The sequence below is a fragment of the Fictibacillus sp. NPDC058756 genome, assembly GCF_042746035.1.
GTDB lineage: Bacteria > Bacillota > Bacilli > Bacillales > Fictibacillaceae > Fictibacillus.
The window spans coordinates 1,250,766-1,275,060 of sequence record NZ_JBHYPU010000001.1; the positions used below are offsets into that span (position 1 = coordinate 1,250,766).

At 39.5% G+C, this 24,295-nt stretch carries 18 protein-coding genes and 1 other annotated feature; of the genes, 16 read left to right on the forward strand and 2 right to left on the reverse strand.

All coding sequences use genetic code 11. The features are described from left to right. Positions 1-209 precede the first annotated feature (209 nt). The 4 genes from clpX to yihA all read left to right on the forward strand — a co-directional run bounded on the left by clpX (position 210) and on the right by yihA (position 6,501). On the forward strand, positions 210-1,484 hold the full coding sequence (clpX, locus tag ACFW35_RS06215; protein ID WP_066291429.1) for an ATP-dependent protease ATP-binding subunit ClpX: 1,275 nt from the start codon (positions 210-212) through the stop codon (positions 1,482-1,484). Between the two features lie 305 nt (positions 1,485-1,789). Beyond that, a complete protein-coding gene (gene lonB, locus ACFW35_RS06220; RefSeq protein ID WP_379844502.1) occupies positions 1,790-3,457 on the forward strand; it encodes an ATP-dependent protease LonB in 1,668 nt (555 codons plus the stop codon). Between the two features lie 141 nt (positions 3,458-3,598). Further along, complete coding sequence (gene lon / locus ACFW35_RS06225) at positions 3,599-5,917, forward strand: endopeptidase La (protein ID WP_379844503.1); 2,319 nt, start codon at positions 3,599-3,601, stop codon at positions 5,915-5,917. Continuing rightward, entirely contained in the window at positions 5,914-6,501 is a 588-nt protein-coding gene (gene yihA, locus ACFW35_RS06230; protein ID WP_379835032.1) for a ribosome biogenesis GTP-binding protein YihA/YsxC, read from the forward strand. Before lon ends, yihA begins: the two co-directional genes overlap by 4 nt. A 258-nt stretch (positions 6,502-6,759) precedes the next feature. Here yihA and ACFW35_RS06235 read toward each other — a convergent pair whose 3' ends face one another. Continuing rightward, complete coding sequence (locus ACFW35_RS06235) at positions 6,760-7,236, reverse strand: hypothetical protein (protein ID WP_379844505.1); 477 nt, start codon at positions 7,234-7,236, stop codon at positions 6,760-6,762. 231 nt (positions 7,237-7,467) lie between these two features. Here ACFW35_RS06235 and hemA point away from each other — a divergent pair, with 231 nt between their 5' ends. From hemA to ysxE, 9 genes are all read left to right on the forward strand, one after another. Beyond that, complete coding sequence (gene hemA, locus ACFW35_RS06240) at positions 7,468-8,835, forward strand: glutamyl-tRNA reductase (RefSeq protein WP_379844506.1); 1,368 nt, start codon at positions 7,468-7,470, stop codon at positions 8,833-8,835. A 37-nt stretch (positions 8,836-8,872) separates the two neighbouring features. After that, on the forward strand, positions 8,873-9,691 hold the full coding sequence (locus ACFW35_RS06245; protein ID WP_066291412.1) for a cytochrome C assembly family protein: 819 nt from the start codon (positions 8,873-8,875) through the stop codon (positions 9,689-9,691). Positions 9,692-9,711: 20 nt separating this feature from the next. After that, positions 9,712-10,641: a hydroxymethylbilane synthase gene (hemC, locus tag ACFW35_RS06250; protein ID WP_379844508.1), complete on the forward strand. Its 930-nt coding sequence runs from the start codon at positions 9,712-9,714 to the stop codon at positions 10,639-10,641. Next, complete coding sequence (locus ACFW35_RS06255; RefSeq protein ID WP_379844510.1) at positions 10,641-11,402, forward strand: uroporphyrinogen-III synthase; 762 nt, start codon at positions 10,641-10,643, stop codon at positions 11,400-11,402. Before hemC ends, ACFW35_RS06255 begins: the two co-directional genes overlap by 1 nt. Position 11,403: 1 nt before the next feature. After that, on the forward strand, positions 11,404-12,378 hold the full coding sequence (gene hemB, locus ACFW35_RS06260) for a porphobilinogen synthase (RefSeq protein WP_379844512.1): 975 nt from the start codon (positions 11,404-11,406) through the stop codon (positions 12,376-12,378). Between the two features lie 18 nt (positions 12,379-12,396). Then, on the forward strand, positions 12,397-13,683 hold the full coding sequence (gene hemL, locus ACFW35_RS06265; RefSeq protein WP_379844513.1) for a glutamate-1-semialdehyde 2,1-aminomutase: 1,287 nt from the start codon (positions 12,397-12,399) through the stop codon (positions 13,681-13,683). Between the two features lie 327 nt (positions 13,684-14,010). Next, the gene (locus tag ACFW35_RS06270) at positions 14,011-15,489 is read left to right on the forward strand and encodes a LysM peptidoglycan-binding domain-containing protein (RefSeq protein WP_379844515.1); all 1,479 of its coding nucleotides are present in this window, start codon (positions 14,011-14,013) and stop codon (positions 15,487-15,489) included. 14 nt (positions 15,490-15,503) lie between these two features. Continuing rightward, a complete protein-coding gene (locus ACFW35_RS06275) occupies positions 15,504-16,415 on the forward strand; it encodes a hypothetical protein (protein ID WP_379844517.1) in 912 nt (303 codons plus the stop codon). Next, positions 16,412-17,476 (forward strand): spore coat protein YsxE, encoded by a 1,065-nt coding sequence (gene ysxE, locus ACFW35_RS06280; RefSeq protein ID WP_379835015.1) that lies wholly within the window; start codon positions 16,412-16,414, stop codon positions 17,474-17,476. Before ACFW35_RS06275 ends, ysxE begins: the two co-directional genes overlap by 4 nt. A gap of 34 nt (positions 17,477-17,510) precedes the next feature. Here the strand turns inward: ysxE and ACFW35_RS06285 are convergent, their stop codons facing one another. Next, positions 17,511-17,705, reverse strand: coding sequence for a hypothetical protein (locus ACFW35_RS06285; protein ID WP_379844519.1), 195 nt, complete (start codon positions 17,703-17,705; stop codon positions 17,511-17,513). Between the two features lie 167 nt (positions 17,706-17,872). After that, positions 17,873-18,099 (forward strand) — a binding site (T-box leader). A gap of 47 nt (positions 18,100-18,146) precedes the next feature. Between ACFW35_RS06285 and ACFW35_RS06290 the strand changes: the two genes are divergently transcribed. The 3 genes from ACFW35_RS06290 (at position 18,147) to ACFW35_RS06300 (ending at position 23,990) form a co-directional block, all read left to right on the forward strand. Beyond that, the gene (locus ACFW35_RS06290; RefSeq protein WP_379844521.1) at positions 18,147-20,795 is read left to right on the forward strand and encodes a valine--tRNA ligase; all 2,649 of its coding nucleotides are present in this window, start codon (positions 18,147-18,149) and stop codon (positions 20,793-20,795) included. A 75-nt stretch (positions 20,796-20,870) separates the two neighbouring features. After that, positions 20,871-22,166, forward strand: a complete 1,296-nt coding sequence (locus ACFW35_RS06295) for a bifunctional folylpolyglutamate synthase/dihydrofolate synthase (RefSeq protein WP_379844522.1) — start codon at positions 20,871-20,873, stop codon at positions 22,164-22,166. Positions 22,167-22,268: 102 nt separating this feature from the next. Then, positions 22,269-23,990 carry a sensor domain-containing diguanylate cyclase gene (locus ACFW35_RS06300; RefSeq protein WP_379844524.1) on the forward strand — a complete coding sequence of 574 codons (1,722 nt, stop codon included), beginning with the start codon at positions 22,269-22,271 and terminating at the stop codon, positions 23,988-23,990. Positions 23,991-24,295: the final 305 nt, after the last annotated feature.

The following is a 24,295-nucleotide window of genomic DNA, read 5'->3' on the forward strand; positions in this document are numbered from 1 at the left end:
TTAAAACACGCAGGTTTGTTCATACTTATATAGAGCCATACCATACATATTTAATAAGGGTTTTTATTTCCGTTTTATTATGGAAGTGTGATACAATCCATTATAATCAACGGAATGCTTAAGCAGTAGAAATAAATACAGACCTGTACTATAGAATTTGTAAAAAGGTCAAGCGTTTCATCCATATTATCGTTTTAGGGGTGATATCATTGTTTAAATTTAATGATGAAAAAGGGCAATTGAAGTGTTCTTTCTGTGGTAAAACACAAGATCAAGTTAGAAAACTGGTTGCTGGACCAGGTGTATATATTTGTGATGAATGTATCGAACTCTGTACTGAAATTGTAGAAGAAGAATTAGGTACAGAAGAGGATGTAGAACTAAAAGAAGTACCAAAACCAGTAGAAATCCGGAAAATTCTTGATGAGTATGTAATCGGTCAGGATCAAGCGAAGAAATCGCTTTCTGTAGCCGTTTACAATCATTATAAGAGAATCAATTCTTCTCAAAAATCCGATGAAGTTGAACTGGCAAAAAGTAATATCGCGATGATCGGACCGACAGGAAGCGGTAAAACGCTGCTTGCACAGACTTTAGCGCGAATTTTAAATGTGCCTTTTGCTATTGCTGATGCTACATCTTTAACAGAAGCTGGTTATGTAGGTGAGGACGTAGAAAACATCCTTCTTAAATTAATTCAGTCTGCTGATTATGATGTTGAAAAAGCAGAAAAAGGAATCATTTACATTGATGAGATCGATAAGATTGCACGTAAATCAGAAAACCCATCGATTACACGTGATGTTTCCGGTGAAGGTGTGCAGCAGGCTCTTCTTAAAATTCTAGAAGGCACTGTTGCGAGTGTTCCTCCGCAAGGCGGAAGAAAGCACCCACATCAAGAATTCATCCAAATCGATACTACGAATATTCTATTTATCTGTGGCGGAGCATTCGATGGAATTGAGCAAATTATTAAACGCCGTTTAGGTAAAAAAGTTATTGGGTTCAGTTCAGATTCAAAACAAGCAGATTTAAAAGCAGGTGAATACTTATCTAAAGTGCTTCCTGAAGATTTACTTCGTTTTGGGTTAATTCCAGAGTTTATCGGCCGTTTGCCAGTAATCTCTAACTTGAATCCATTGGATGAGGATGCACTGATCGAAATCCTGACAAAACCTAAAAACGCTTTGGTAAAACAATATCAAAAACTTTTAGATATCGATGGAGTAGAGCTTGAGTTTACAGATGAAGCACTTCGTGAAATCTCAGCACAAGCCATTGAACGTAAAACAGGTGCGCGGGGACTTCGTTCGATTATTGAAGGTGTAATGCTTGATGTAATGTTTGAACTCCCTTCTCGTGAAGATGTTGTAAAATGTATAGTTACAAAAGAAACAATTTCTGATAAGGTACCACCAACTTTAGAACTTGAAGATGGTACTGTTATCGAACAATCAAAAGAAACTCCTAAAGAGAGTGCTTAATATAGGCTGGCTCAATGGCTGTTATCATTAACGGCAGATTGAGTCAGTCTTTTTTTGCCATATTTTATCTGCTAAGCCAAATCAACTTTATGAAAATGGACGAAGGCTCATAAGTTTCCTTGAAGGTTCATAAATAGAAATTTATTATGTGGGCTTGTCCACTTTACTTCAGAACTTCCTAATGTATTTCCATCTACCCACAATCTTCCATATAAACAAAATTTGTTTTAGCATTATTACCGTTTAGGTCCTCATATCCTCGGAGATACTATGGTTATCACTACATATGTACCGGGAGGAAAATGATGAACTGGACAGGGATAGCGTTAATCATTCAATTATTCTTTGGGATTATAATCGGTCTGTATTTTTGGAACTTGCTGCGAAACCAGCGGTCCCAAAAAGTAAGCGTAGATAAAGAGTCAAGAAAAGAGATGGAACAATTAAGAAGACTGCGGTCTATCTCGCTATCTGAACCATTGTCTGAGCGGGTTCGCCCAGGAAAATTCGAAGATATTATTGGCCAGGAGGATGGCATCAAGGCATTAAAAGCAGCATTGTGCGGTCCAAACCCGCAGCATGTAATTGTGTATGGACCGCCTGGGGTTGGTAAGACTGCAGCAGCAAGATTGGTTCTTGAAGAGGCAAAAAGAAACAAAACGTCGCCATTTCGTTCAACAGCAGTATTTGTTGAATTAGATGCAACAACGGCTCGTTTTGATGAACGCGGAATAGCTGATCCGCTGATTGGTTCAGTTCATGACCCTATTTATCAAGGTGCAGGTGCAATGGGGCAAGCCGGTATACCGCAGCCTAAACAAGGTGCCGTTACAAATGCGCATGGCGGTGTTCTTTTTATTGACGAGATAGGAGAACTGCATCCTATTCAGATGAACAAGCTATTAAAAGTATTAGAAGACCGCAAAGTATATCTTGAAAGTGCTTATTATTCAGAAGAAAATGCAAACATACCGCACCATATTCATGATATTTTTCAAAATGGACTTCCGGCTGATTTTAGAATGATCGGTGCCACTACTCGTATGCCGGACGAGATTCCACCTGCAATCCGATCAAGATGTCTGGAAGTCTTCTTTAGAGAGCTTCAGCCTGTGGAAATAGAGCAGATTGCAAAACGTGCTGCAGATAAAATTCAGCTTGGAATTGACGATGAGTCTCTAAAATATATGGCTCAATACGCTAAAAACGGACGTGAGGCAGTTAATATGATACAAATTGCCGCCGGATTAGCCATTACTGAACAGCGAGAGAATATTACAAAAGGTGACGTTGAATGGGTTACTCATTCAAGCAGAATGGCGCCAAGGCCTGAGAGAAAGATTGGCAGCAAACCGAAAATCGGGTTAGTAAATGGACTGGCTGTTTACGGTCCGACAAGCGGTGCGCTTCTTGAAATAGAAACAACTGTACTTCCAGCTAAGAAGCAAGGATCTATTACGATTACAGGAATTGCTGAAGAAGAGAGCATCGGCAATCAGTCCAAGTCAATTCGAAGAAAAAGTATGGCTAAAGGATCTGTTGAGAATGTTATAACAGTCCTTCGATTTATGGGTGTTGATGCTTCCATGTACGATATTCATGTGAATTTCCCTGGAGGAGGACCTGTGGATGGTCCATCAGCAGGAATCGCGATTGCTTCATCAATCTATTCTGCGATCCATAAAGTACGCGTTGATCATGAAGTAGCAATGACAGGTGAGATAAGTATTCATGGTAAAGTAAAACCAGTTGGCGGTGTAATGGCAAAAATTTTAGCTGCTAAGGACGCTGGAGCGAAACGTGTGCTCATTCCATTTGAGAACAACCAAAAGATATTTGAAAGCATTGAAGATGTAGAAATCATTCCGGTGAAAAAACTCACAGAAGTGTTTCAATATGTGTTTTTAGATGACAGCTCTGAGGAGTCAATTCCAGCTTCAGCAGCTTTAAATTCCCCTCCTTCTTCAGTTTAAGGAGAAGAAGGGGTTTCTTTTTTGTTTAATAAAAGTTTTTGGGATAGCTAACATTAGACAAAGTTAAGCATTATCGGTAGAATTGTACAAAGACTATGCATATAAATAATGATTACACAGTAGTTTTCGGAGGTGTTTTTAATGGGGGAAAAACGAGTTCTTCCGCTCCTCCCTCTACGCGGATTGTTGGTCTATCCGACAATGGTGCTTCACTTGGATGTTGGAAGAGAAAAGTCGATTCAAGCACTTGAAAAGGTGATGCTCGATGACCAAATGATTTTTCTTTCAACTCAAAAGGAAGTTTCTATCGAAGATCCAGCTGAAGAGGAAATTTACAATGTTGGGACTTTATCAAAAGTCAATCAGATGCTTAAACTGCCTAATGGCACGATAAGAGTATTGGTAGAAGGTATTCAGCGTGGGAAAATTACTTCTTTTATGGATGAAAAGACACATGTTGAAGTAGAAATAGAGCTAACAGATGAAGTGGAAGAGAAAGAAGCTGAAACGGAAGCTTTGATGAGGGCAGTTTTGGCGCAGTTCGAACAATACATAAACCTTTCTAAAAAAGTAACTCCTGAAACCTTGGCGTCTGTACAAGATATAACAGAACCTGGCAGACTTGCTGACGTTATTTCTTCACACCTTTCCTTGAAGATTAAAGAAAAACAAAAGATCCTGGAGATCTTTAATGTTAAGGAAAGACTTGAACATTTGCTGGCACTTTTAAATAACGAAAAAGAAGTGCTGGGACTTGAAAAGAAAATTGGCCAGCGGGTAAAAAAGGCGATGGAAAAAACGCAAAAAGAGTATTATTTGCGTGAACAGATGAAGGCCATTCAGAAGGAACTGGGCGACAAAGAAGGTAAAATAGGCGAAGTCAGCTCATTGAAGGAACGTATCGAAGCATCTGATATGCCTGAACACGTTATGGAAATAGCAAGGAAAGAATTGGACCGATATGAAAAAATGCCTAATTCTTCTGCGGAAAGTTCTGTAATCCGGACTTATATAGAATGGCTTGTTAACTTGCCATGGAAACAAGAGACTGTAGATAATCTGGACATCCCGCATGCGGAAACAGTTCTGAATGAAGATCATTATGGGCTTGAAAAAGTGAAGGATCGAGTTTTAGAGTATTTAGCTGTTCAAAAACTGACGAATTCATTAAAAGGCCCTATTCTATGCCTTGTAGGACCGCCAGGAGTTGGTAAAACTTCTTTAGCGCGTTCTATTGCCCGGGCCATCGGCCGCAACTTTGTTAGAATCTCCTTAGGCGGAGTCAGGGATGAAGCAGAAATCAGAGGCCACCGCAGAACGTATGTAGGTGCTATGCCAGGCAGATTGATTCAAGGTATGAAGAAAGCTGGAACAGTAAATCCTGTATTTTTGCTGGATGAGATCGATAAGATGTCGAGTGATTTTAGAGGTGATCCATCTTCAGCTATGCTTGAAGTGTTAGACCCCGAGCAGAACAGCAGTTTCAGTGATCACTACATCGAAGAGCCTTATGATTTATCTAAAGTTATGTTCGTGACGACTGCAAACTCACTTTCTACAATTCCTGGACCGCTCTTAGACAGAATGGAAGTAATTTCGATTGCCGGATATACAGAAGTTGAAAAACTTCATATCTCCAAAAATCACTTAATTCCTAAACAATTAAAAGAACATGGTCTTAAGAAGAGCCAGATTCAGTTCAAGGATGATTGTATTTTAAAACTCGTCCGTAATTACACACGTGAAGCTGGTGTGCGTAATTTAGAACGTCAGATTGCTGGTTTATGCAGAAAAGCTGCAAAACAAATTGTGTCGTCTGAAAAGAAAAAGGTAATCTTGTCTGCTAAGAACATTGAAGATTACATTGGAAAGCCTCGTTTCCGATATGGTCAGGCTGAGCTTGAAGATCAGATTGGAGCCGCTACAGGCCTTGCCTATACGACTGCAGGCGGAGATACACTTTCTATTGAAGTAGCCTTGTCTCCTGGAAAAGGCAAGCTTATTTTAACAGGTAAACTAGGCGATGTAATGAAAGAGTCTGCACAAGCAGCATTGAGCTATGTCCGCACGAAAGTAGAAGAATTGGGGATTGCTCCAGACTTTTACGAGAAAACAGATATTCATATTCATGTCCCAGAAGGTGCTACTCCAAAAGATGGACCTTCTGCGGGGATTACAATTGCCACAGCCCTTGTTTCTGCCCTTACAAAGAGAGCGGTGAGGCGTGATGTTGGCATGACAGGTGAGATAACGCTAAGAGGGCGTGTTCTGCCTATTGGCGGTTTGAAAGAAAAATCTTTAAGCGCACACCGAGCGGGTATAAAGACAATCATTCTTCCTAAAGAGAATGAAAAGGATATTGAAGAAATTCCGGAAACTGTAAAAGAAGGTCTTTCATTTATCCTAGTCTCCCACTTGGATGAAGTCTTAAAAGTAGCATTAGCAGGTGATGAAAAGTGAAAGTTAATACAGCAGAGATAGTTATATCAGCCGTAGGTCCGAAACAATATCCGGAAGGCAATCTTCCGGAAATTGCCCTGGCAGGCCGGTCAAACGTAGGAAAATCTTCCTTTATCAATAAAATGATCCATCGTAAAAATTTAGCGCGTACTTCTTCAAGGCCAGGAAAAACGCAAACTCTTAATTTTTATATTTTAAATGAAAGCTTTTATTTTGTAGATGTGCCAGGCTATGGATTTGCTAAAGTTTCTAAAACAGAAAGAGAAGCCTGGGGCAAGATGATAGAACAATATCTTGTTGAGAGGGATCAGCTGAAAGCCGTTGTCCAGCTTGTCGATCTTAGGCATCCTCCTTCAAAGGATGATTGTTTAATGTATGATTGGCTTAAGTATCATGAACTGCCGGTTATCATTGTGGCTACAAAAAGTGATAAGATTCCAAAAGGGAAATGGGATAAGCACAAAAAGGTAGTTAAAGAAACATTAAACATGGATCCGACAGACAAGATCGTTCTTTTTTCTTCTGAAACAGGACATGGGAAAGACGAGGCTTGGGGAGTGCTGAACTCTTATTTAACAAAATAAAAGGACCATTCTGAAAGTTGCTTTTGACAATTTTGTTGAATACGCTTCATTGACTAGTTGATTGGAGCGGAAGGGTGCGAGACTCCTGCGGGATCAGTGTGACAGGTGAGACCACGACAGGCTTTAATAGCCTAGGGGGCTCACCGCACACCCCGCGGAAAGCGAGCATACTGGAGCGGAAATCAACTTCTTCTCATAGCAGCAATCTTTTAGAAAAGAGCCAAAGAAAAAAGCAGTGTTCAAAATTGAACACTGCTTTTATTTTTTCTTGAAGAATATGAAGTATGCTCCTAGAACCATAAGGATGATCGGCCAGAAACTTTCTGCTTTTGCAAATATATTTTCTACAGAAGGGGTATTATTGTTAAAAAAGATAAGCCAAAGTGACAAACTAGTTAACAATAGTCCAGGAATAAGACCGTCTTTCGCCTTTTTATACTGGATTAAGAATGCTATCCCTGTAAGCAAAGTAATCATTTGCAGCGGCTCCGGCCAGGAAGGAATCTTTGAAACAGCATGAAAATGGATGCCGAGTCCTGTAAGGAAAACACCTGAAAACAGACTTGCTGAATCTTTGCCGGAACCTGCTTGTATAAGGAGTGCCAGTCCAATTATTAGAATCAATGTTGGCCATGTTAGATAAGGCTGGATCATTTCAATGTTCATCTGAATTGCGAAAAAGAATAAACCAATACCAATCAAAATAAATCCGCTGAATTTGCTTTGTTGTTTCATAAGTCCTCCAATATTGCGTATAACCTTTGCTAATTTGGTCGAAATTTGTTATTTTAAATAATGGTGTTAAGTTTTAGAAGTTCAGGAAATCATAAGACAGTTACATACCATAAAATTATTAATCCTATCATAGCATAAACGTTTAAATTCTGTTCACAATATACCGGCAATTTGTATTTTTGTCCATGGTATAATAAACACAGAAAACATACATAAAAAGGAGGTGAGCGCATGCATATCTTAGTGGTAGGACTTAATTACAAAACGGCTCCCGTGGAAATCCGGGAAAAAGTTGCTTTTCAGCCCGCTGAAATACAGGATGCGATCTCTTTACTCCGCAAACAAAAAAGTATACTTGAATGTGTAATCGTTTCTACATGTAACCGTACTGAAATTTATGCGGTTGCCGATCAGCTTCATACAGGAAGATACTACATCAAATCGTTTTTAGCAGATTGGTTTAACATTGACAAAGAAGAACTTTCTCCTTTTTTAAGCATAAGAGACGGAGAAGCAGCTGTGGAGCATTTATTCCGTGTATCAGCTGGTTTGGATTCAATGGTAATCGGAGAGACTCAAATTCTTGGCCAGGTAAAAGACAGCTTTCTTGAATCACAAAAGCTATCAGCTACAGGAACCATCTTTAATAAATTAATGAAGCAGGCAATTACATTTGCGAAAAAGTGCCATTCCGAAACTGATATTGGAGAAAACGCAGTTTCTGTCAGCTACGCGGCTGTTGAACTTGCAAAGAAAATCTTTGGCGGACTGCAGAATAAGACGATTCTAATCGTTGGGGCAGGGAAAATGGGCGAGTTAACAGCTAAACACCTTCATGCCAGCGGCGGCAATGAAGTACTGGTAATTAACCGTACATTCGAAAAAGCAAAAGAAGTAGCAGAAAAGTTTCATGGCGTCGCTCACCCTTTTAACGATTTAGAGAAATTACTTGTTAGAGCCGATATAGTTATTTCGTCCACAGGAGCAAGTGATTTTGTTATCACAAAAGAAATGGCTGCACCTGCAATTAAGAAACGGAAAGGGCTTCCGCTATTTATGGTGGATATTGCAGTTCCGAGGGATTTAGATCCTGAATTGCATGATTTGGACAGCGTTTTCTTATATGATATTGATGATTTAGAAGGAATCGTTGAATCAAACTTGGCAGAGCGCAAAAAAGAAGCGGAAAAGATTGAGGTTCTCATTGAATCAGAAATCGTTGATTTCCAATCCTGGATCTCAATGCTTGGTGTAGTACCTTTAATTTCTGCTCTTCGTGAAAAAGCATTGAACATTCAAGCCGAAACGATGCAGAGTATAGAACGCAAATTGCCTGATTTATCGGATCGAGAGAAAAAGATCTTAAGCAAACATACAAAGAGTATTGTAAACCAGCTTTTGCGTGATCCTGTTACGAGAGCTAAAGAAATAGCAGGACAAGCTGATGCAGAAGAACAGCTGCAGTTATTTACAGAGATTTTTGCATTGGAAGATTATTTAGATAAACAAAAGCAGTTGGAAACAGGTTTTGCTGCAAACAGAGAAGACAAAGCATCTTTATCTGATGAGGCTGTCAATCCTTTTACGGCAAGAACTTAATTTATTGTTTCCCTCGGGCTCATGGAGTGTGAGCAAAATGAATTGGATATATGATCTTACAATTGTCTTATATGCACTAAGCATCACGGGCTATTTTATAGATTTTCTTCAAAACAACCGGAAAGCGAACCAGTTTGCTTTCTGGTTGCTTTCTATTGTCTGGGTGCTGCAAACGGTCTTCTTTGTGTTACGGATGCTGGAAGATCAGCGTTTTCCAATTTTAACACCGTCAGAAGGCCTGTTTTTTTATGCTTGGATCCTCGTTACTTTTTCTGTTGTTATGAGTAAATTTTTTAGAGTGGACTTCCTCGTATTTTTTACGAACGTACTTGGATTTTTGCTTGTATCCATCCATTTATTTGCACCAACCGGGCAAGCGAGTGCGGTTATAGAAAAACAGCTCATCTCAGAACTATTAATCATTCACATTACGATGGCTTTTATATCTTATGGAGCTTTCTCTTTATCTTTTATTTTTTCTTTTATGTATTTAATTCAGCACGGCATGCTGAAAAAGAAAAAGTGGAGCAAAAGGCTGCAGCGTTTCGGAAGTCTTTCTTATCTCGAAAAGCTTTCGTTCCGTTTAAATACAGTGGGTGTTCCGCTGCTGCTGCTTAGTTTAATATTAGGTGTGATATGGGCATTCTGGAAGATAAATAACTTTACACTTCTCGATGTGAAAGTCATCTCATCGTTTATCGTACTTTTGGTTTACAGCACTTATTTATACCAAAAAGTAGCCAGAGGTGTTCAAGGCAAAACCCTTGCTCTCTGGAACACAGCAGCATTTCTGGTAGTCCTTATAAATTACTTTTTAGCATCTACATTTACTGAGTTTCATCTTTGGTATAAGTAAAGAGACAGGAGTTTTATTAAATGAGAAAAATAATAGTAGGTTCAAGGAGAAGTAAACTGGCTCTTACTCAGACGAACTGGGTAATCGACCAGTTAAAGAATACAGGTCTTCCTTTTGAGTTTGAAGTGAAAGAGATTGTAACAAAAGGTGATGTCATCTTAAACGTTACCTTATCTAAAGTAGGCGGAAAAGGTCTTTTTGTTAAAGAAATTGAGCAGGCTATGTTAGATAAAGAGATTGATATAGCAGTCCATAGTATGAAGGATATGCCTGCAGCTCTGCCAGAAGGTCTTGAGATTGCATGTACTCCTAAACGTGTGGATCCGCGAGATGCTCTTATTTCTGAAAAATACTCTTCTTTACGTGAATTGCCAGAGGGTGCTGTTGTTGGAACAAGTTCTTTAAGAAGAGCGGCACAGCTTTTACATACCCGCCCTGATTTATCGATTAAGTCCATTCGAGGAAATATTGATACTCGATTGGAAAAGCTGAAATCCGGTGAATTTGATGCTATTATTCTCGCTGCAGCTGGGTTAGCGAGAATGGGCTGGTCTAAGGATGTTGTAACGGAGTTTTTGGATACAGATCTTTGTTTACCTGCAGTAGGACAAGGTTCGCTGGCGATCGAATGCAGAAATGAAGACGATGAAGTAAAAGAGTTATTAGCCACTTTAAATGACTCGTATACGTTTCAGACGGTTCAGGCGGAGCGCGCCTTCTTGGATACTTTAGAAGGCGGCTGCCAAGTACCTATCGCTGCATATGCAACTTTAACCAATGATGAAGTAACGTTAACAGGACTAGTTGCTGACCCGTCAGGAAAAAAAGTATTAAAAGAAATGAAAACAGGAAAAGACCCTCATCAGGTAGGGGTTGAACTCGCTCAAAAATTAAAAGAAATCGGCGCAAAAAAGATTCTTGATGATGTAAAAAAGGACCTGGACATTTAATGAAGACACCAGACGGTCCATTAGCAGGTAAAACTGTACTTGTTACCCGGCCTAAAGAGCAAGCAGATTCATTGTTATCACTAATCAAAGATCAAGGGGGCATCCCGCTCCCTTTTCCGGTTGTGACAATAACAGGAACCGACAAAACTTTAGATGAGTATTCGATACAGCATCTATCCCGCTTTAAGTGGATTATTTTCACCAGCAAGAATGGTGTTGATCATTTTTTTCGGATAATCAAAGATAAGGAATTATCGTTTGACCAGCATAAATTTGCTGCAGTTGGAGAGAAAACTGCACAAGCGATGCAGGAGCGGGGAATCCATTCGATCCTTGTTCCGCAGCGTTATGATGCTGAAGCACTTGCTGAACTTTTAAAAAAAGAAGTTAAAGTTGGAGAAAAAGTACTTTTTCCAAAGGGAAGTCTCGCTCCTTCTTTCATTAAAGATCAACTTAAAGATAAAGCAGATGTGAAAGAACTAGTAGTCTACGAGACAAAACCCGCTCAGGACCTTGACTGGGGTTTAGTCTTAAAAGCAGATTGCTGCTTTTTCTTAAGTCCTTCAGCTGTCTCATTTATGACTTCGTATTATGAAAAGAAACAAAACAGCAGGATTTTGAAAACCCCTGCTTTTTGTATTGGGCCGACTACAAAAAAAGCAGCGGTCGAGAAAGGGTTCCAACATGTTTTTATGCCTGAAAGATATACAGCTGAGGACATGGTGAAACTTGCTGCAATTTATTTTCAAGGAGGAAGCTAATATGAATTTCCAGCGTCATCGCCGTTTAAGAAGAACTGCCTCATTGCGTTCACTTGTACGAGAAACACATCTTCATGTATCTGATTTCATTTATCCATTATTTTTTGTGGAAGGTGAGAATGTTAAAAAAGAAGTTCCTTCAATGCCAGGCGTTTATCATCTTTCACTCGATTTATTGGAGGAAGAAATTAAAGAGGTTAAAAGCTTAGGTATTCAGTCTATTATAGTTTTCGGTGTACCTGTTGAGAAAGATGAATGCGGAAGTTCTGCATATGACCATAACGGAATCGTACAAAAAGCCATTCGTCAAATTAAAGAGATCGCACCCTCTCTAACTGTAATCGCAGATACTTGTCTTTGTCAGTTTACAGATCATGGCCATTGCGGTGTTATTGAGAACGGCTATGTACGTAACGACGAAACGCTTGAACTTTTGGCAAAAACAGCAGTTTCTCAAGCAGAAGCAGGAGCTGATATTATAGCGCCTTCTAATATGATGGACGGTTTTGTTGCTGCGATCAGACAAGGATTGGATGAAGCGGGTTATACAGAAATTCCGATTATGTCTTATGCTGTAAAGTATGCTTCATCCTTTTACGGTCCGTTTCGTGATGCTGCACACAGCACACCGCAGTTTGGTGACAGAAAAACCTATCAGATGGACCCGGCAAACCGCCTGGAAGCTCTTCGTGAAGCAGAGTCAGATATTGCTGAAGGAGCAGACTTCTTAATGGTTAAACCGGCACTTTCATATCTGGACATTCTTCGGGAATTAAAGGATAGATATCCTCTTCCGCTCGTTGCTTATAATGTGAGCGGAGAATATTCCATGATTAAAGCAGCAGCCTTAAATGGCTGGGTAGATGAAAAAAGTATCGTCCTTGAAAAATTAATTTCTATGAAAAGAGCTGGAGCAGATCTCATCATCACATACTTTGCTAAAGATGCGGCAAGATGGCTGAAAGAGAACCAATAAATGGGGGAGGGTATCAGTATGAGAAACTTTGAAAAATCAATCGCGGCGTTCAAAGAAGCGAAAGAATATATGCCTGGCGGTGTTAACAGTCCTGTACGTGCTTTTAAATCAGTGAATATGGATCCTGTATTTATGGAACGCGGCAAAGGATCTAAAATTTATGATATCGATGGAAATGAATATATTGATTATGTACTATCATGGGGCCCATTAATTTTAGGTCATGCAGATGAAGCAGTGGTAAAAGCTCTTAAAGAGACTGCTGAACGAGGAAGTAGTTTTGGAGCTCCTAACGAGATGGAGACGAAACTGGCGAAACTTGTTATTGACCGTGTTCCCTCTATAGAAGTGGTTCGTATGGTCAACTCCGGAACAGAGGCAACGATGAGCGCGCTTCGTCTTGCGCGCGGATATACGGGGAGAAGCAAGATAGTTAAGTTCGAGGGCTGTTATCATGGTCATGGTGACTCATTGCTGATCAAAGCTGGTTCAGGTGTAGCGACTCTTGGCCTGCCAGACTCTCCAGGTGTACCTGAGGGGATAGCTCAAAATACGATCACGGTTCCGTACAATGATCTTGAAAGTCTCCAAGTTGCTTTCAATCAATTCGGAGAAGATATTGCCTGTGTAATCGTTGAACCTGTGGCAGGGAACATGGGTGTAGTACCTCCTCAAAAAGGGTTCCTTGAGGGAGTCCGCAAAATGACGGAACAACATGGCTCTCTATTAATCTTTGATGAAGTTATGACAGGTTTCCGAGTGGATTTTGAATGCGCTCAAGGATATTTCGGAGTCACACCTGACCTTACATGTTTAGGGAAGGTAATTGGCGGGGGGCTTCCTGTTGGTGCTTATGGAGGCAAGCGTGAAATCATGCAGCAAATCGCACCTAGCGGACCTATTTATCAGGCAGGAACATTGTCCGGCAATCCATTAGCAATGGCTGCAGGTTATGCTACTCTTTCTCAGCTAACAAAAGAAAGTTACGATTATTTTAAAAAGCTTGGTGATCAGCTTGCTGCAGGAATATCTGAAGCGGCAGAACATTACGGGATCGACCATACGATCAACCGTGCAGGAAGCATGATTGGTTTCTTCTTTACTAATCAAGATGTAATTAATTACGAAACAGCTAAGTTATCAAACTTGGATCATTTTAATTCTTGTTTCCGCACGATGCTGCATGAAGGGGTTTCTCTTCCTCCTTCACAATTTGAGGGATTATTCTTATCCACTGCACATACTGAAGATGATATTAACAAGACAGTTGATGCATTCAGAAAAGCTTTTTCATTATTAAAATAGGCTGTTTTCTAAAAGATTGTTGCTTTTGTTTGTTTCTGTACTCATCAATTGCAAGTTGATAGGAGCGCAAGGTGTGAGACTCCTACGGGACGAGCGGTCAGGTGGAGACTCCTAATGGCGCAAAGCGGCAGGAGGCTCACCGCACGCCCCGTGGAAAGCGAGCAACCTGTAGCGGAAATCAACTACTTTCAAGATGCGAAATAGCGTCCGTTTATCAAAACGGGCGCTATTTTTATTTTTGCCGATTGAACTCGGAATCATATTTCGTCCTGTTCTCTCATACACCTATATTGTATAACTATATGCAATTGAAAGGAGGAGAAGGGCATGAGTCAATCAAAGCTGCGTTTCTCCATTGAGGAGTCTGTTTGGCTTAAGAAAGGACAGGAAGTAGCTGAAGTTTTGTCGATGTCACTTAATCCTGAAATAAACATCAGTGAGGAAGCCGGACAGGTTTATATCAAGGGAGCTCTTATTTTAAGCGGTAAATACCGTGCAGAAAATCAAGTTGATAACGACGGGTCAAATTTAGAAGGGAATCCTTTATCTGAAGGTGTATCATATCGTTCCCTTACTCAGCTGAATGTTGCAGAAGATGGTGTTGCAGAACTGGTTCATCGCTTTCCTGTTGACATTACGATTCCGTCCTATCGTGTTGAAGATTCAAACCAGGTGAAGGTTGAAGTAGAGTCTTTTGAATATGAACTTCCTAACTCGACTTGCTTTGAACTTTCAGCATCAATCTGTATTTATGGAATAAAGGATGAAAAACAGCGCCAGGAGAGTCAGGCCTTTGAACTGCCGAAAGAAACAGTACGCTCAGCTGTCGAGGAACGTTCTGATCAGAATGAAGAGAAGTCAGAGATATTTACCCCTTTTCAATTTGAAGCTCGCCAAAGCGGAGGTGTACCTTCTCAGTCTGATCAAAATGAATTTCAAGCTAGTTTTAGAGAGGAAGCTTCTGAAGTTAGATCTGAGAAGAAAACAGCTTTCGAATTCAAACCGCATTTTGAAGTAATTGATGATACAACGATGGATGCGACCTTTGATTCATTAAAGTCAATTGCTTTCTCTAATGAGGATATGAGGAATTCTAATAATGAGGAAGAAACAGAAGAACCAGAAACAGAAGAACCAGAAACAGAAGAACATTACCTGCCGGAATATGAAGACGCTCAAGAAGAACTCAAATTTAATGAGAGCCATTCAGAAGAGCAGGAATACGCGAGTTATGATCAGCCGTATGCAGAACAGAATTATCAGGCTCAAGATGCCTATAATTATCAGCAGAACCCTTATCAGAATCAGCAATCCTATCAACAACCAGAAAGACCGTATGAATATAATCCGTATCAGCAGCAATCTTACTCGACGCAAGGAAACAATTATCAGGATTACCAGGCACAAAATTACGGAGACCGTCCATATGAAGCAGGAGAGTATGGAGAACAAACGTATCATGATGAACAAGAATACCATGATCAAAGCTATCAGCATACAGAAGAACAAGATCAGTCCTATGAATATGAAGCAGAAGCCAGCAGCTATGAAGAACAAGAAGTACAGCAAGCAGAGAGGGATGATGAACCAAAGGATGAAAATGCCTTGTATTTAACGAAGATGCTGTCAGGCAAAGAAGATCGCTTCTCAAAAATGAGAATGTATATCCTTCAGCGCGGAGATTCTTTAGAACACATCTGTGAAAGATATGATATCTCCCTAAATACGCTGATGCGCATGAATAAATTGCAGCAGGGTGAAGTATCTGAAGGTCAAATTATCTATATTCCTGTAAGTTCACGCTAAAATGAGGTGCTGCCATGGGGCTCATTAACCTCTTAGAAAATGAATATGATCTATATGGGGTGAGATGGAAGCAGGAGCCTCATATTATCATGACAGATTTTGGAGAGAAACGAATAAGGTATTGGAAAGATGATGAGATGTTAAAATGGCATGTCAGATGGCGCGATGAGTCTTCAAAAGGCTCTGGCGCCGTACCTGACAGAATGATTCGAACAAGAGACGGAGAAGCAGCGGTGTTTGACGGCAAGCACTGGATTACCCTTCATGACTATGCAGATACTTTGTTTGGCTGCGAAGAAGTAGAACGGTGGGGACAATTTATTGGTCAGCTGTTAACGGCTTCTGTACAAGGAAACTATAAAAAAAATCTAGCTGTTGAACACCCTGTATTTGATTTTAACCATTGCTTGGAATTAGCTCAAAAATACACGGATGGAACTTTCCAAATTTTAAATACAAGTTTAGCTGAAGCAAAAAAGAGGCTATTATTCTCTGAAGCGCTTAATAAAAAAGTTCAAAACACCGAAGTTCCAATTTTGGAAAATGAAATAAGTATTGCCAATGGAAAACGAATCTTTCACTTTTTATTTTACCAAGGTGGTGATTCCAAACCGGTACAAAGTTATATGCCGATACGAAATTTCCTATTCGAATGGCTGGAACACAATTCACCCTTGTCATTAAAAATGCTTCTGTCTGAAATTGATCGTATATTCCCATTACATGGTGATCATGGGTTACTATTGTTAGCCGAAATTACAACACCTTGGGAACTAACTGAATGCCTGAATCGATTAGACAATACCAGTTTAGAAAAGATGGTTGAAGGCATGAACATGTACGAAGCCATTTGGGATGCAAACCGGACTTTTCTTAAAACAGTTACTGAATGGTTTGATGAAAACAGAAGGAAGGTGGCCCTATGACAACGGAAAAGGAAACACTAAATTACGGGCCCGTCCTTTTTCATTATGATCTATTTCCTGAAAAGCTTGAACGTCACGGAAAAGTAAAGAAGGTCATAACGAAAAGAGGAACTTTTGCACTTAAAGAAGCAGAGATGAACGAGGAAGAACGAAGCTGGTTCACACATGTTATTCAAAGGCTTTCAGAAATTGGTTTCCATCAGGTAGTACCATTGTATCCAACCAAATTTGGTGACTATACCGTTCAGCTTGGACCAAAAACCTACTACCTCATGCCATGGTTTGCATCTGATGAGAGAAATGAAAGAGCAAAGGATGAAGTGCTGCTTGATCATCTTGGCAAAGTGCATGCTCTGACACTCAAAGAACAGGACTTTTCAAATGAAGTCGTCGAACATTCTTATCAATATTTAATGAACAGATGGGAAAACAGGCAGTTTGAAATGGAAAGGTTTACGGAGGAAGCTGAACAAAAAACGTATATGTCTCCTTTTGAATTAACCTATTTAAGCCATTTTCATCAAATAATGAGAATGACTGAAGAAGCCAAAAGAAGATTAAAAGACTGGTACGATACTTGTCAGCGTGAAAAACGATATAGAAGTGTCTTATGCCATGGCAAGGTTTCCCGTAATCATTTGATATTTAATCCTACTGGGGAAGGTCATCTGCTGAACTTTGAAAAAGCTGTGCTGGACACACCTGTAAGAGATTTGGCTGTATATTTTCGGAGAGCTGCACATCAGAGAGACTGGGCGATTGAAGAAGGTAAGTTATTATTGGATTTATATGAGAAACATGTACCGCTTTTAAATGAAGAACGAGGATTATTAATCAGCTACTTATCATATCCAGAGCCAGTATTTAATACAGTTGATTTATACTGCAGCAAAAGAACTCAATATTCTCAAATCGAATTGGTGCACAGGCTTGAGAGCAGGATAAGAGCGATGAAAAAAATACGAGATTTTTGTGATGCTATTATGATGGCTCCTCCGCCAGCTCTTGAAGAAAATGCACCAAATAAAATTCATATAAATAATGAAGAAGATCACATATAGCAACATATATGTGATCTTCTTGTTTAGTTTGATCTTAAAATAGTTCATAGGCACTACCAAAATGCAGTGCAAGGAGAATTAAAATAATGAAAAAATCTACAGCTGAAGGAAATAATAAAGTCCGGATCAGCTGAAAGATAATAAGCGGCACTGTTAATTGTCCAATTGTGTTTTTAACGGTTAAAAGCCAGCCAGGAAAGCGGGCTTTCCTAAAATATCTCCGAGCCAAGAAGAAGCCCCCCCATTCGCCTCTTTTTTATAACTTATGCATCGGGTTTGAAGACGTGAAAGACGGGCTTCACCATATTTATTTTTCTGCATAGAATAACTTTTACAAGTTAAGGTTATCCTATTGACTAAAATTAGCACTCTTGTATAAAATATAATCAGATTCTATATTGTGCGTAGACAGGGAATAGTACAAATGCAACACCTTTTAGAGAGAGGGTTCATCTGCTGAAAGAATCCTTAAGGCCAGTTGGTTGGAAGTCGCCCTTGAGCATCTTCTTTGAACGATGAAGTAGAAGAAGACGGTAAATCCGTTATCGATTAAGAGTACAGCAGGTTATTTGAACTTGCCGTAAATTAAGGTGGTACCGCGGAAAAGTCCTTTCGTCCTTTAAGACGATTGGGCTTTTTGTGTTTTTTAGCAATAAAAGGAGGAGAAATGATGACGAACGAACAGAAAGAACTGACGATGCCGACTAAGTACGATCCAAAGGCAACAGAAGAAAACCGTTATGAATTCTGGCTGAAAGGTAAATTCTTTGAAGCAAAAGGGAACAAAGAGAAAGAGCCATATACGATTGTAATTCCCCCGCCGAATGTAACAGGAAAGCTTCACCTTGGTCATGCTTGGGATACTGCACTGCAGGATATTCTTACGCGTACAAAACGCATGCAAGGCTATGATGTTTTATGGCTGCCTGGAATGGATCACGCAGGTATTGCAACTCAAGCTAAGGTTGAAGGAAAGCTTCGTGAAGAGGGAATTTCGCGCTATGATCTTGGCCGTGAAAAGTTCCTTGAGAAATCATGGGAATGGAAAGGGGAATATGCTGATTTTATCCGCCAGCAATGGGCTAAGCTTGGTCTTGGGTTAGATTACTCCCGTGAACGTTTTACATTAGACGAAGGGCTTTCAGAAGCAGTAAAAGAAGTATTTGTAACGTTATACGAAAAAGGTTTGATCTATCGCGGAGAATACATCATCAACTGGGATCCCCAAACCAAAACAGCACTTTCTGATATAGAAGTTATTCACCAGGACGTTCAAGGTGCTTTCTATCATATGAAATATCCTCTTGCAGATGGTTCTGGACATATTGAAGTAGCTACAACTCGTCCTGAAACAATGCTCGGTGATACAGCTATCGCAGTACATCCGAAAGATGAACGCTATCAGCACCTAATCGGCAAGAAAGCAATCTTGCCAATTGTGGGACGTGAGATTGAAATTGTTGGCGATGATTACGTAGATATGGAATTTGGTTCAGGTGCAGTCAAAATTACACCTGCTCATGATCCGAACGACTTTGAGATAGGAAACAGACATGATCTTGAACGTATCCTGGTAATGGACGAAGGCGGAAAGATGAACGAAAACGCCGGAATATATCTAGGGCTTGACCGTTTCGAGTGCCGAAAGCAGATTGTAAAAGACCTCCAGGATCAAGGAGTTCTGTTTAAAATTGAAGAACATATGCATTCGGTTGGACACTCTGAAAGAAGCGGTGCTGTTGTAGAGCCGTACTTATCTACACAATGGTTCGTAAAAATGAAGCCGTTAGCAGAAGAAGCGATCAAGCTTCAAAACAGCGAAAACAAAGTTAATTTCGTTCCAGATCGGTTTGAAAACACGTATATGCGCTGGATCGAAAACATCCGTGACTGGTGTATTTCACGCCAGCTATGGTGGGGACACCGTATCCCGGCATGGTTCCATAAAGAAACAGGTGAAATCTACGTTGGAAAAACAGAACCTAGTGACCCTGAAAATTGGGATCAGGATACAGATGTTCTAGATACATGGTTCTCATCAGCTCTTTGGCCATTTTCAACAATGGGATGGCCGGATGAAGAATCGGCTGATCTTAAACGCTACTTCCCTGGCAATGTGCTTGTAACGGGATATGATATTATTTCATTCTGGGTATCAAGAATGATTTTCCAATCGCTTGAGTTCACTGATCAAAAGCCATTTAATGATGTTTTAATTCATGGACTTGTTCGAGATTCTGAAGGGCGTAAGATGAGTAAGTCACTTGGAAACGGTGTAGATCCGATGGATGTTATCGAAAAATACGGTGCAGATGCACTAAGATTCTTCTTAACAACCGGAAGCTCTCCTGGAAACGACCTTCGATTCTATTGGGAAAAAGTTGAGTCTACTTGGAACTTTGCAAATAAAATTTGGAACGCATCCCGTTTTGCACTTATGAATATGGATGGTATGCAATACGATGAGATTGATTTGAGCGGCAAAAAGTCACTTGCTGACCAATGGATCTTGACACGCCTGAACGAAACGTCAGAAAACATTACAAGACTCATTGATGCTTATGAATTTGGAGAAGTTGGACGCCTTCTTTATAACTTCATCTGGGATGATTTTTGTGACTGGTATATCGAGATGGCAAAGCTTCCGCTATATGGGGAAGATGAAGAAGCTAAGAAAACAACTCGTTCTGTTTTGGCTTATGTTCTTGACCAGACACTTCGATTGCTTCACCCGTTCATGCCGTTTATTACAGAAGAAATCTGGCAGCATCTGCCACACGAAGGTGAATCTATCACTGTTGCCTCTTGGCCGGTAAAACGAGATGACCTTCATTTCCCAGAAGCTGCAAACGAATTTGCTCTTGTAACGGAAGTGATCCGCTCTGTTCGTAACATCCGCTCAGAAATGAACGTTGCACCGAGCAAGCAGATCGAACTTCAAATCAAGCCAAAAAATAAAGAGATTTTAAAAGCTCTTGAGTCAAACCGCAACTATTTAGTACGTTTTTGCAACCCGAGCGAGCTTTTGATTTCTGATGAAATCTCAGCACCAGAAAAAAGCATGAGTACCGTTTTAACTGGTCTCGAAATGTATCTCCCTCTTGAAGGATTGCTGAATATTGAAGAAGAGATCAAGCGTCTTGAAAAAGAAGCAGAAAAATATGCGAAAGAAGTAGAGCGTGTACAGAAAAAATTAAGCAACGAAGGTTTCATGAAAAAAGCACCTGAAAAGGTTATTGCTGAAGAGCGTGCAAAAGAAAGTGATTATCAGGAAAAATATGATAACGTTCAGGCACGTATTAAAGAGCTTCAAAGCTAACAGTTTACGATTACGAGGCGGATCCTTTCTATGCAGGATTCGCCTTCTTTTACGTTATGAAAGGCGGGCTTAAATTTGAATTCTTATAATGAGGCATTAACATGGATACATGGTTTATTGAAGTTTGGTATAAAGCCAGGATTAAAGAGAGTGGAATGGCTGCTGCAAAGAACAGGGAATCCAGAGGAAAAAATTAAATGTATACATATTGCCGGAACAAACGGAAAAGGATCTACCGTTGAGTATTTACGGAGCATTTTTAATGAAGCTGGATACAATGTTGGAACCTTTACTTCTCCATATCTCATTACTTTTAATGAAAGAGTTTCAATTAATAAAGAACCTATTAAAAACGATGAATTGCTGGAATATGCAAAATTGCTAAAGCCGTTGGTTGATGAACTAACTGAAACTTCTTTAGGCAGTCCGACAGAGTTTGAAGTGATCACTGTCATATCATTGCTATATTTTGCAGAAAAACAGCCGGATATTATTATTTATGAAACAGGATTAGGCGGTTTATATGATTCAACAAATGTAATTACACCAATTTTAAGTCTGATTTCAAATATTGGATATGACCATATGGGAATTTTAGGGGACACAATTGAGGATATTGCATTTCAAAAAGCTGGGATCATTAAAAAAGATGTTCCGGTAATTACAACCGTTGAACAAATTGAAGCTTTAAATGTGATAGAGAAGGAAGCTAAAACAGTGAATTCTGACACATATATTTTTGGCAGAGATTTTTCTGTTCTGCATAAGAAGAGTTCTGACAATGGAGAAGTTTTTTTATATACGGGGCTTAAAGATTCAAATATTTCAGCGGAAATATCAATGAAAGGCACACATCAAGTGAAAAATGCGGGACTTGCTCTGGCTGCTGTTGAATATTTGACTGGAAAGGGTTTTTACAGAATTGATTCAGAAAAAATAAAAGCGGGATTGTTTCGTGCAAATTGGGCGGGCAGGTTTGAAAAAGTTTCATCTTCACCCGATATAATCATTGACGGTGCTCATAACCATCAAGGAATACAAGCACTGAAACAAACAATAGAAAACCATTATAAGGGCAGAAAAATGTATTTGCTGTTTGCAGCATTGCATGATAAAGCTTATAAGAACATGATGAAAGAGCTTGAGAACATTATTCATGAGGCTTATTTCACTACATTTAATTTTCCGAGAGCAGCGTCTGCAGAACAGTTACTGGCTGAAAGTCCTTTTCAAAGGTCATGTTCAAACTCTAATTGGAAAGTAGCTTTAGAAGAGATAAAGAAGAAGCTCGAAAATAAGGATGTCCTTATCATCACGGGATCTCTTTACTTTATTTCAGAGGTTAGAAAAAGTTTTCAAAATATGGAATAACATTTATTGTAATTTTTTGAACTTTTGATAAAATAAAAAGATAAGATAAATGTACTAGTAAAATAGATGTGTATATAAACCTTAATAGGGGAGGGAAAAGCCATGGCATCACAGATGAACAATATGAGAAAACGCAAATATGTAATAGCTGCATGGCTGATTTTATTCCCTTTGGCTTGGTGGACTGCTGTTCAAATGACCAATAACCAGCCGGATTTAAAATTGATCGACTTGGGCATAATTGCGGTTTTAGCAATTATTGTTTCTATGTTTCCTATTAGGGTTCTTAATACAAATATCTCTTTTATGTCAGGTATAAATTTAGCTGTCTTTTTATACTATGGTTTAACAGTAGCTTTATCTATGACACTTATATCTGTAATTGCTATGTTTTTATCACTTAAAGCTCATATTTTCAAAGAGTATTACAGATATATGGCCAATACGCTTATGTTTTCATGGATTATCATTTGCGAAGCGAGTGTTTTTTACTTTCTTGGCGGGGAAACAGGAGCATTCGACTTAAATGAATCGATCAATTTAATACCTGTGTTTGGGTATGTTCTCACAGGATTAATACTGAATCATGTTGGATTGTACTTCATTATTACTGTGCTTTATGAGCAATCCAGTCGTTTTATTGAACGAGATGCATTATGGGATCTAGTTTCAGAAGTTCTTGCTATACCAGTTGGATTGATGCTGTACGTTCTATACTCCCAATTAGGACAGCCTGCTATTTTTTATGTAGGGCTACCGTTTGTATCACTTTCATTTATCATTAAACTCTATCATTCGAGTGAACAGATCAATGTTTCTTTGCAAAAAGCGAGCGAGATCGGTCAGCAGCTTTCGGAACATTTAAAAGTAAATCATATTTTAGATATTTTTATTGAAAAACTTGTTGCATTTATGTCTGTTGATTTTGCCTTTATTTATGACGCAGATGCTGGTGAACATTTAAAAATTATAAGAAAGTATGAAAGTGAAGAAGGGATTCTGGCATCTGTCCCTATTAAAAAGCATGAAGCGATCAGCGGAAAAGTCTGGTCTACCGGTAAAAGTATAAGGTACTGCAAGATCAAAGCCTGGAGAGGAATATCTGAAACCTTCTTTCAGAGTAAAGCAGAATCTGTAGTGGCCGTTCCTATGATTCGAAACCAAAAAATCGTTGGCATTATTACTTTTGCTTCTAAGAAAAAACATGCCTACCAAAAACATCACCTGATTATTTTAGAGATTTTGGCAAACTATTTAGCGGTTGCCATTGATAATGCTAGAAACTATGAATCTACAAAGCTCAAAAGTGAGCAGTGTCCATTAACTGGTCTCTATAATTACAGGTACTTTGAGGATCTTCTGGCTAGTATGTATAACAACTACGAATACTTCAGAAAACAATTCTCTGTTATATTGCTAGATATCGATCATTTCAAAGCAGTAAATGATTCTTACGGTCATCAAAGCGGCAATGATGTACTAATAATGCTTGCTAGAAGGCTGGAAAATTTTATTGGGGAACGTGGAACTGTAGCCCGATATGGCGGGGAAGAATTTATTATTCTTCTGCCTGAATCTGGCGGGAAAGAATGTTTAGAAATAGCTGAACAGCTTCGTTCTGTTATTTCGGACAATGGATTTGAAATACACAACGATTTAACCGATCAGTGTAAACATAAGATATACATAACTGCGAGTATTGGGGTAGCTACTGCTCCTCATCAAGGAGAAGACCCTTTAACACTAATAAGAAATGCCGACAGAGCAATGTATACAGGTGCAAAACAGCAAGGCCGCAATAAAGTGGCAGCTTATATAGGATAGTCCCGAAAGACCACAGGAATTCATCTGGGGTCTTTTATTATGGCCTTGTTCTAAAAAACCATTCATTGCAAGTGATTAGAGAGCAAGGTGCGTGCCTACCACATGAGAAGCTTCTCGCAGGCATGCGATGAGGAAGCTCACATCGGTAGCATTTACTTTTAGACGCTGGAGCAAGGATACTTCCATGAAGCTGTCAGGTGAGACCACTCAAAGGCGCAAAGCGCGAGGAGGCTCACCGCCCGCCCAACGGAAAGCGAGCATCCTGGAGCGGAAATCAACCACTTATATGAACAACAAGGATAGCA

Excerpts from the sequence above, each read along its gene's own strand:
- hemB (WP_379844512.1), top strand. The coding sequence starts at position 11,404 with ATGAATTTCCAGCGTCATCGCCGTTTAAGAAGAACTGCCTCATTGCGT.
- ACFW35_RS06245 (WP_066291412.1), top strand. The coding sequence starts at position 8,873 with ATGAATTGGATATATGATCTTACAATTGTCTTATATGCACTAAGCATC.
- hemA (WP_379844506.1), top strand. The coding sequence starts at position 7,468 with ATGCATATCTTAGTGGTAGGACTTAATTACAAAACGGCTCCCGTGGAA.
- ACFW35_RS06300 (WP_379844524.1), top strand. The coding sequence starts at position 22,269 with ATGGCATCACAGATGAACAATATGAGAAAACGCAAATATGTAATAGCT.
- lonB (WP_379844502.1), top strand. The coding sequence starts at position 1,790 with ATGAACTGGACAGGGATAGCGTTAATCATTCAATTATTCTTTGGGATT.
- ACFW35_RS06255 (WP_379844510.1), top strand. The coding sequence starts at position 10,641 with ATGAAGACACCAGACGGTCCATTAGCAGGTAAAACTGTACTTGTTACC.
- hemL (WP_379844513.1), top strand. The coding sequence starts at position 12,397 with ATGAGAAACTTTGAAAAATCAATCGCGGCGTTCAAAGAAGCGAAAGAA.
- ACFW35_RS06290 (WP_379844521.1), top strand. The coding sequence starts at position 18,147 with ATGACGAACGAACAGAAAGAACTGACGATGCCGACTAAGTACGATCCA.
- lon (WP_379844503.1), top strand. The coding sequence starts at position 3,599 with ATGGGGGAAAAACGAGTTCTTCCGCTCCTCCCTCTACGCGGATTGTTG.
- ysxE (WP_379835015.1), top strand. The coding sequence starts at position 16,412 with ATGACAACGGAAAAGGAAACACTAAATTACGGGCCCGTCCTTTTTCAT.
- hemC (WP_379844508.1), top strand. The coding sequence starts at position 9,712 with ATGAGAAAAATAATAGTAGGTTCAAGGAGAAGTAAACTGGCTCTTACT.
- ACFW35_RS06235 (WP_379844505.1), bottom strand. The coding sequence starts at position 7,236 with ATGAAACAACAAAGCAAATTCAGCGGATTTATTTTGATTGGTATTGGT.
- ACFW35_RS06270 (WP_379844515.1), top strand. The coding sequence starts at position 14,011 with ATGAGTCAATCAAAGCTGCGTTTCTCCATTGAGGAGTCTGTTTGGCTT.
- ACFW35_RS06275 (WP_379844517.1), top strand. The coding sequence starts at position 15,504 with ATGGGGCTCATTAACCTCTTAGAAAATGAATATGATCTATATGGGGTG.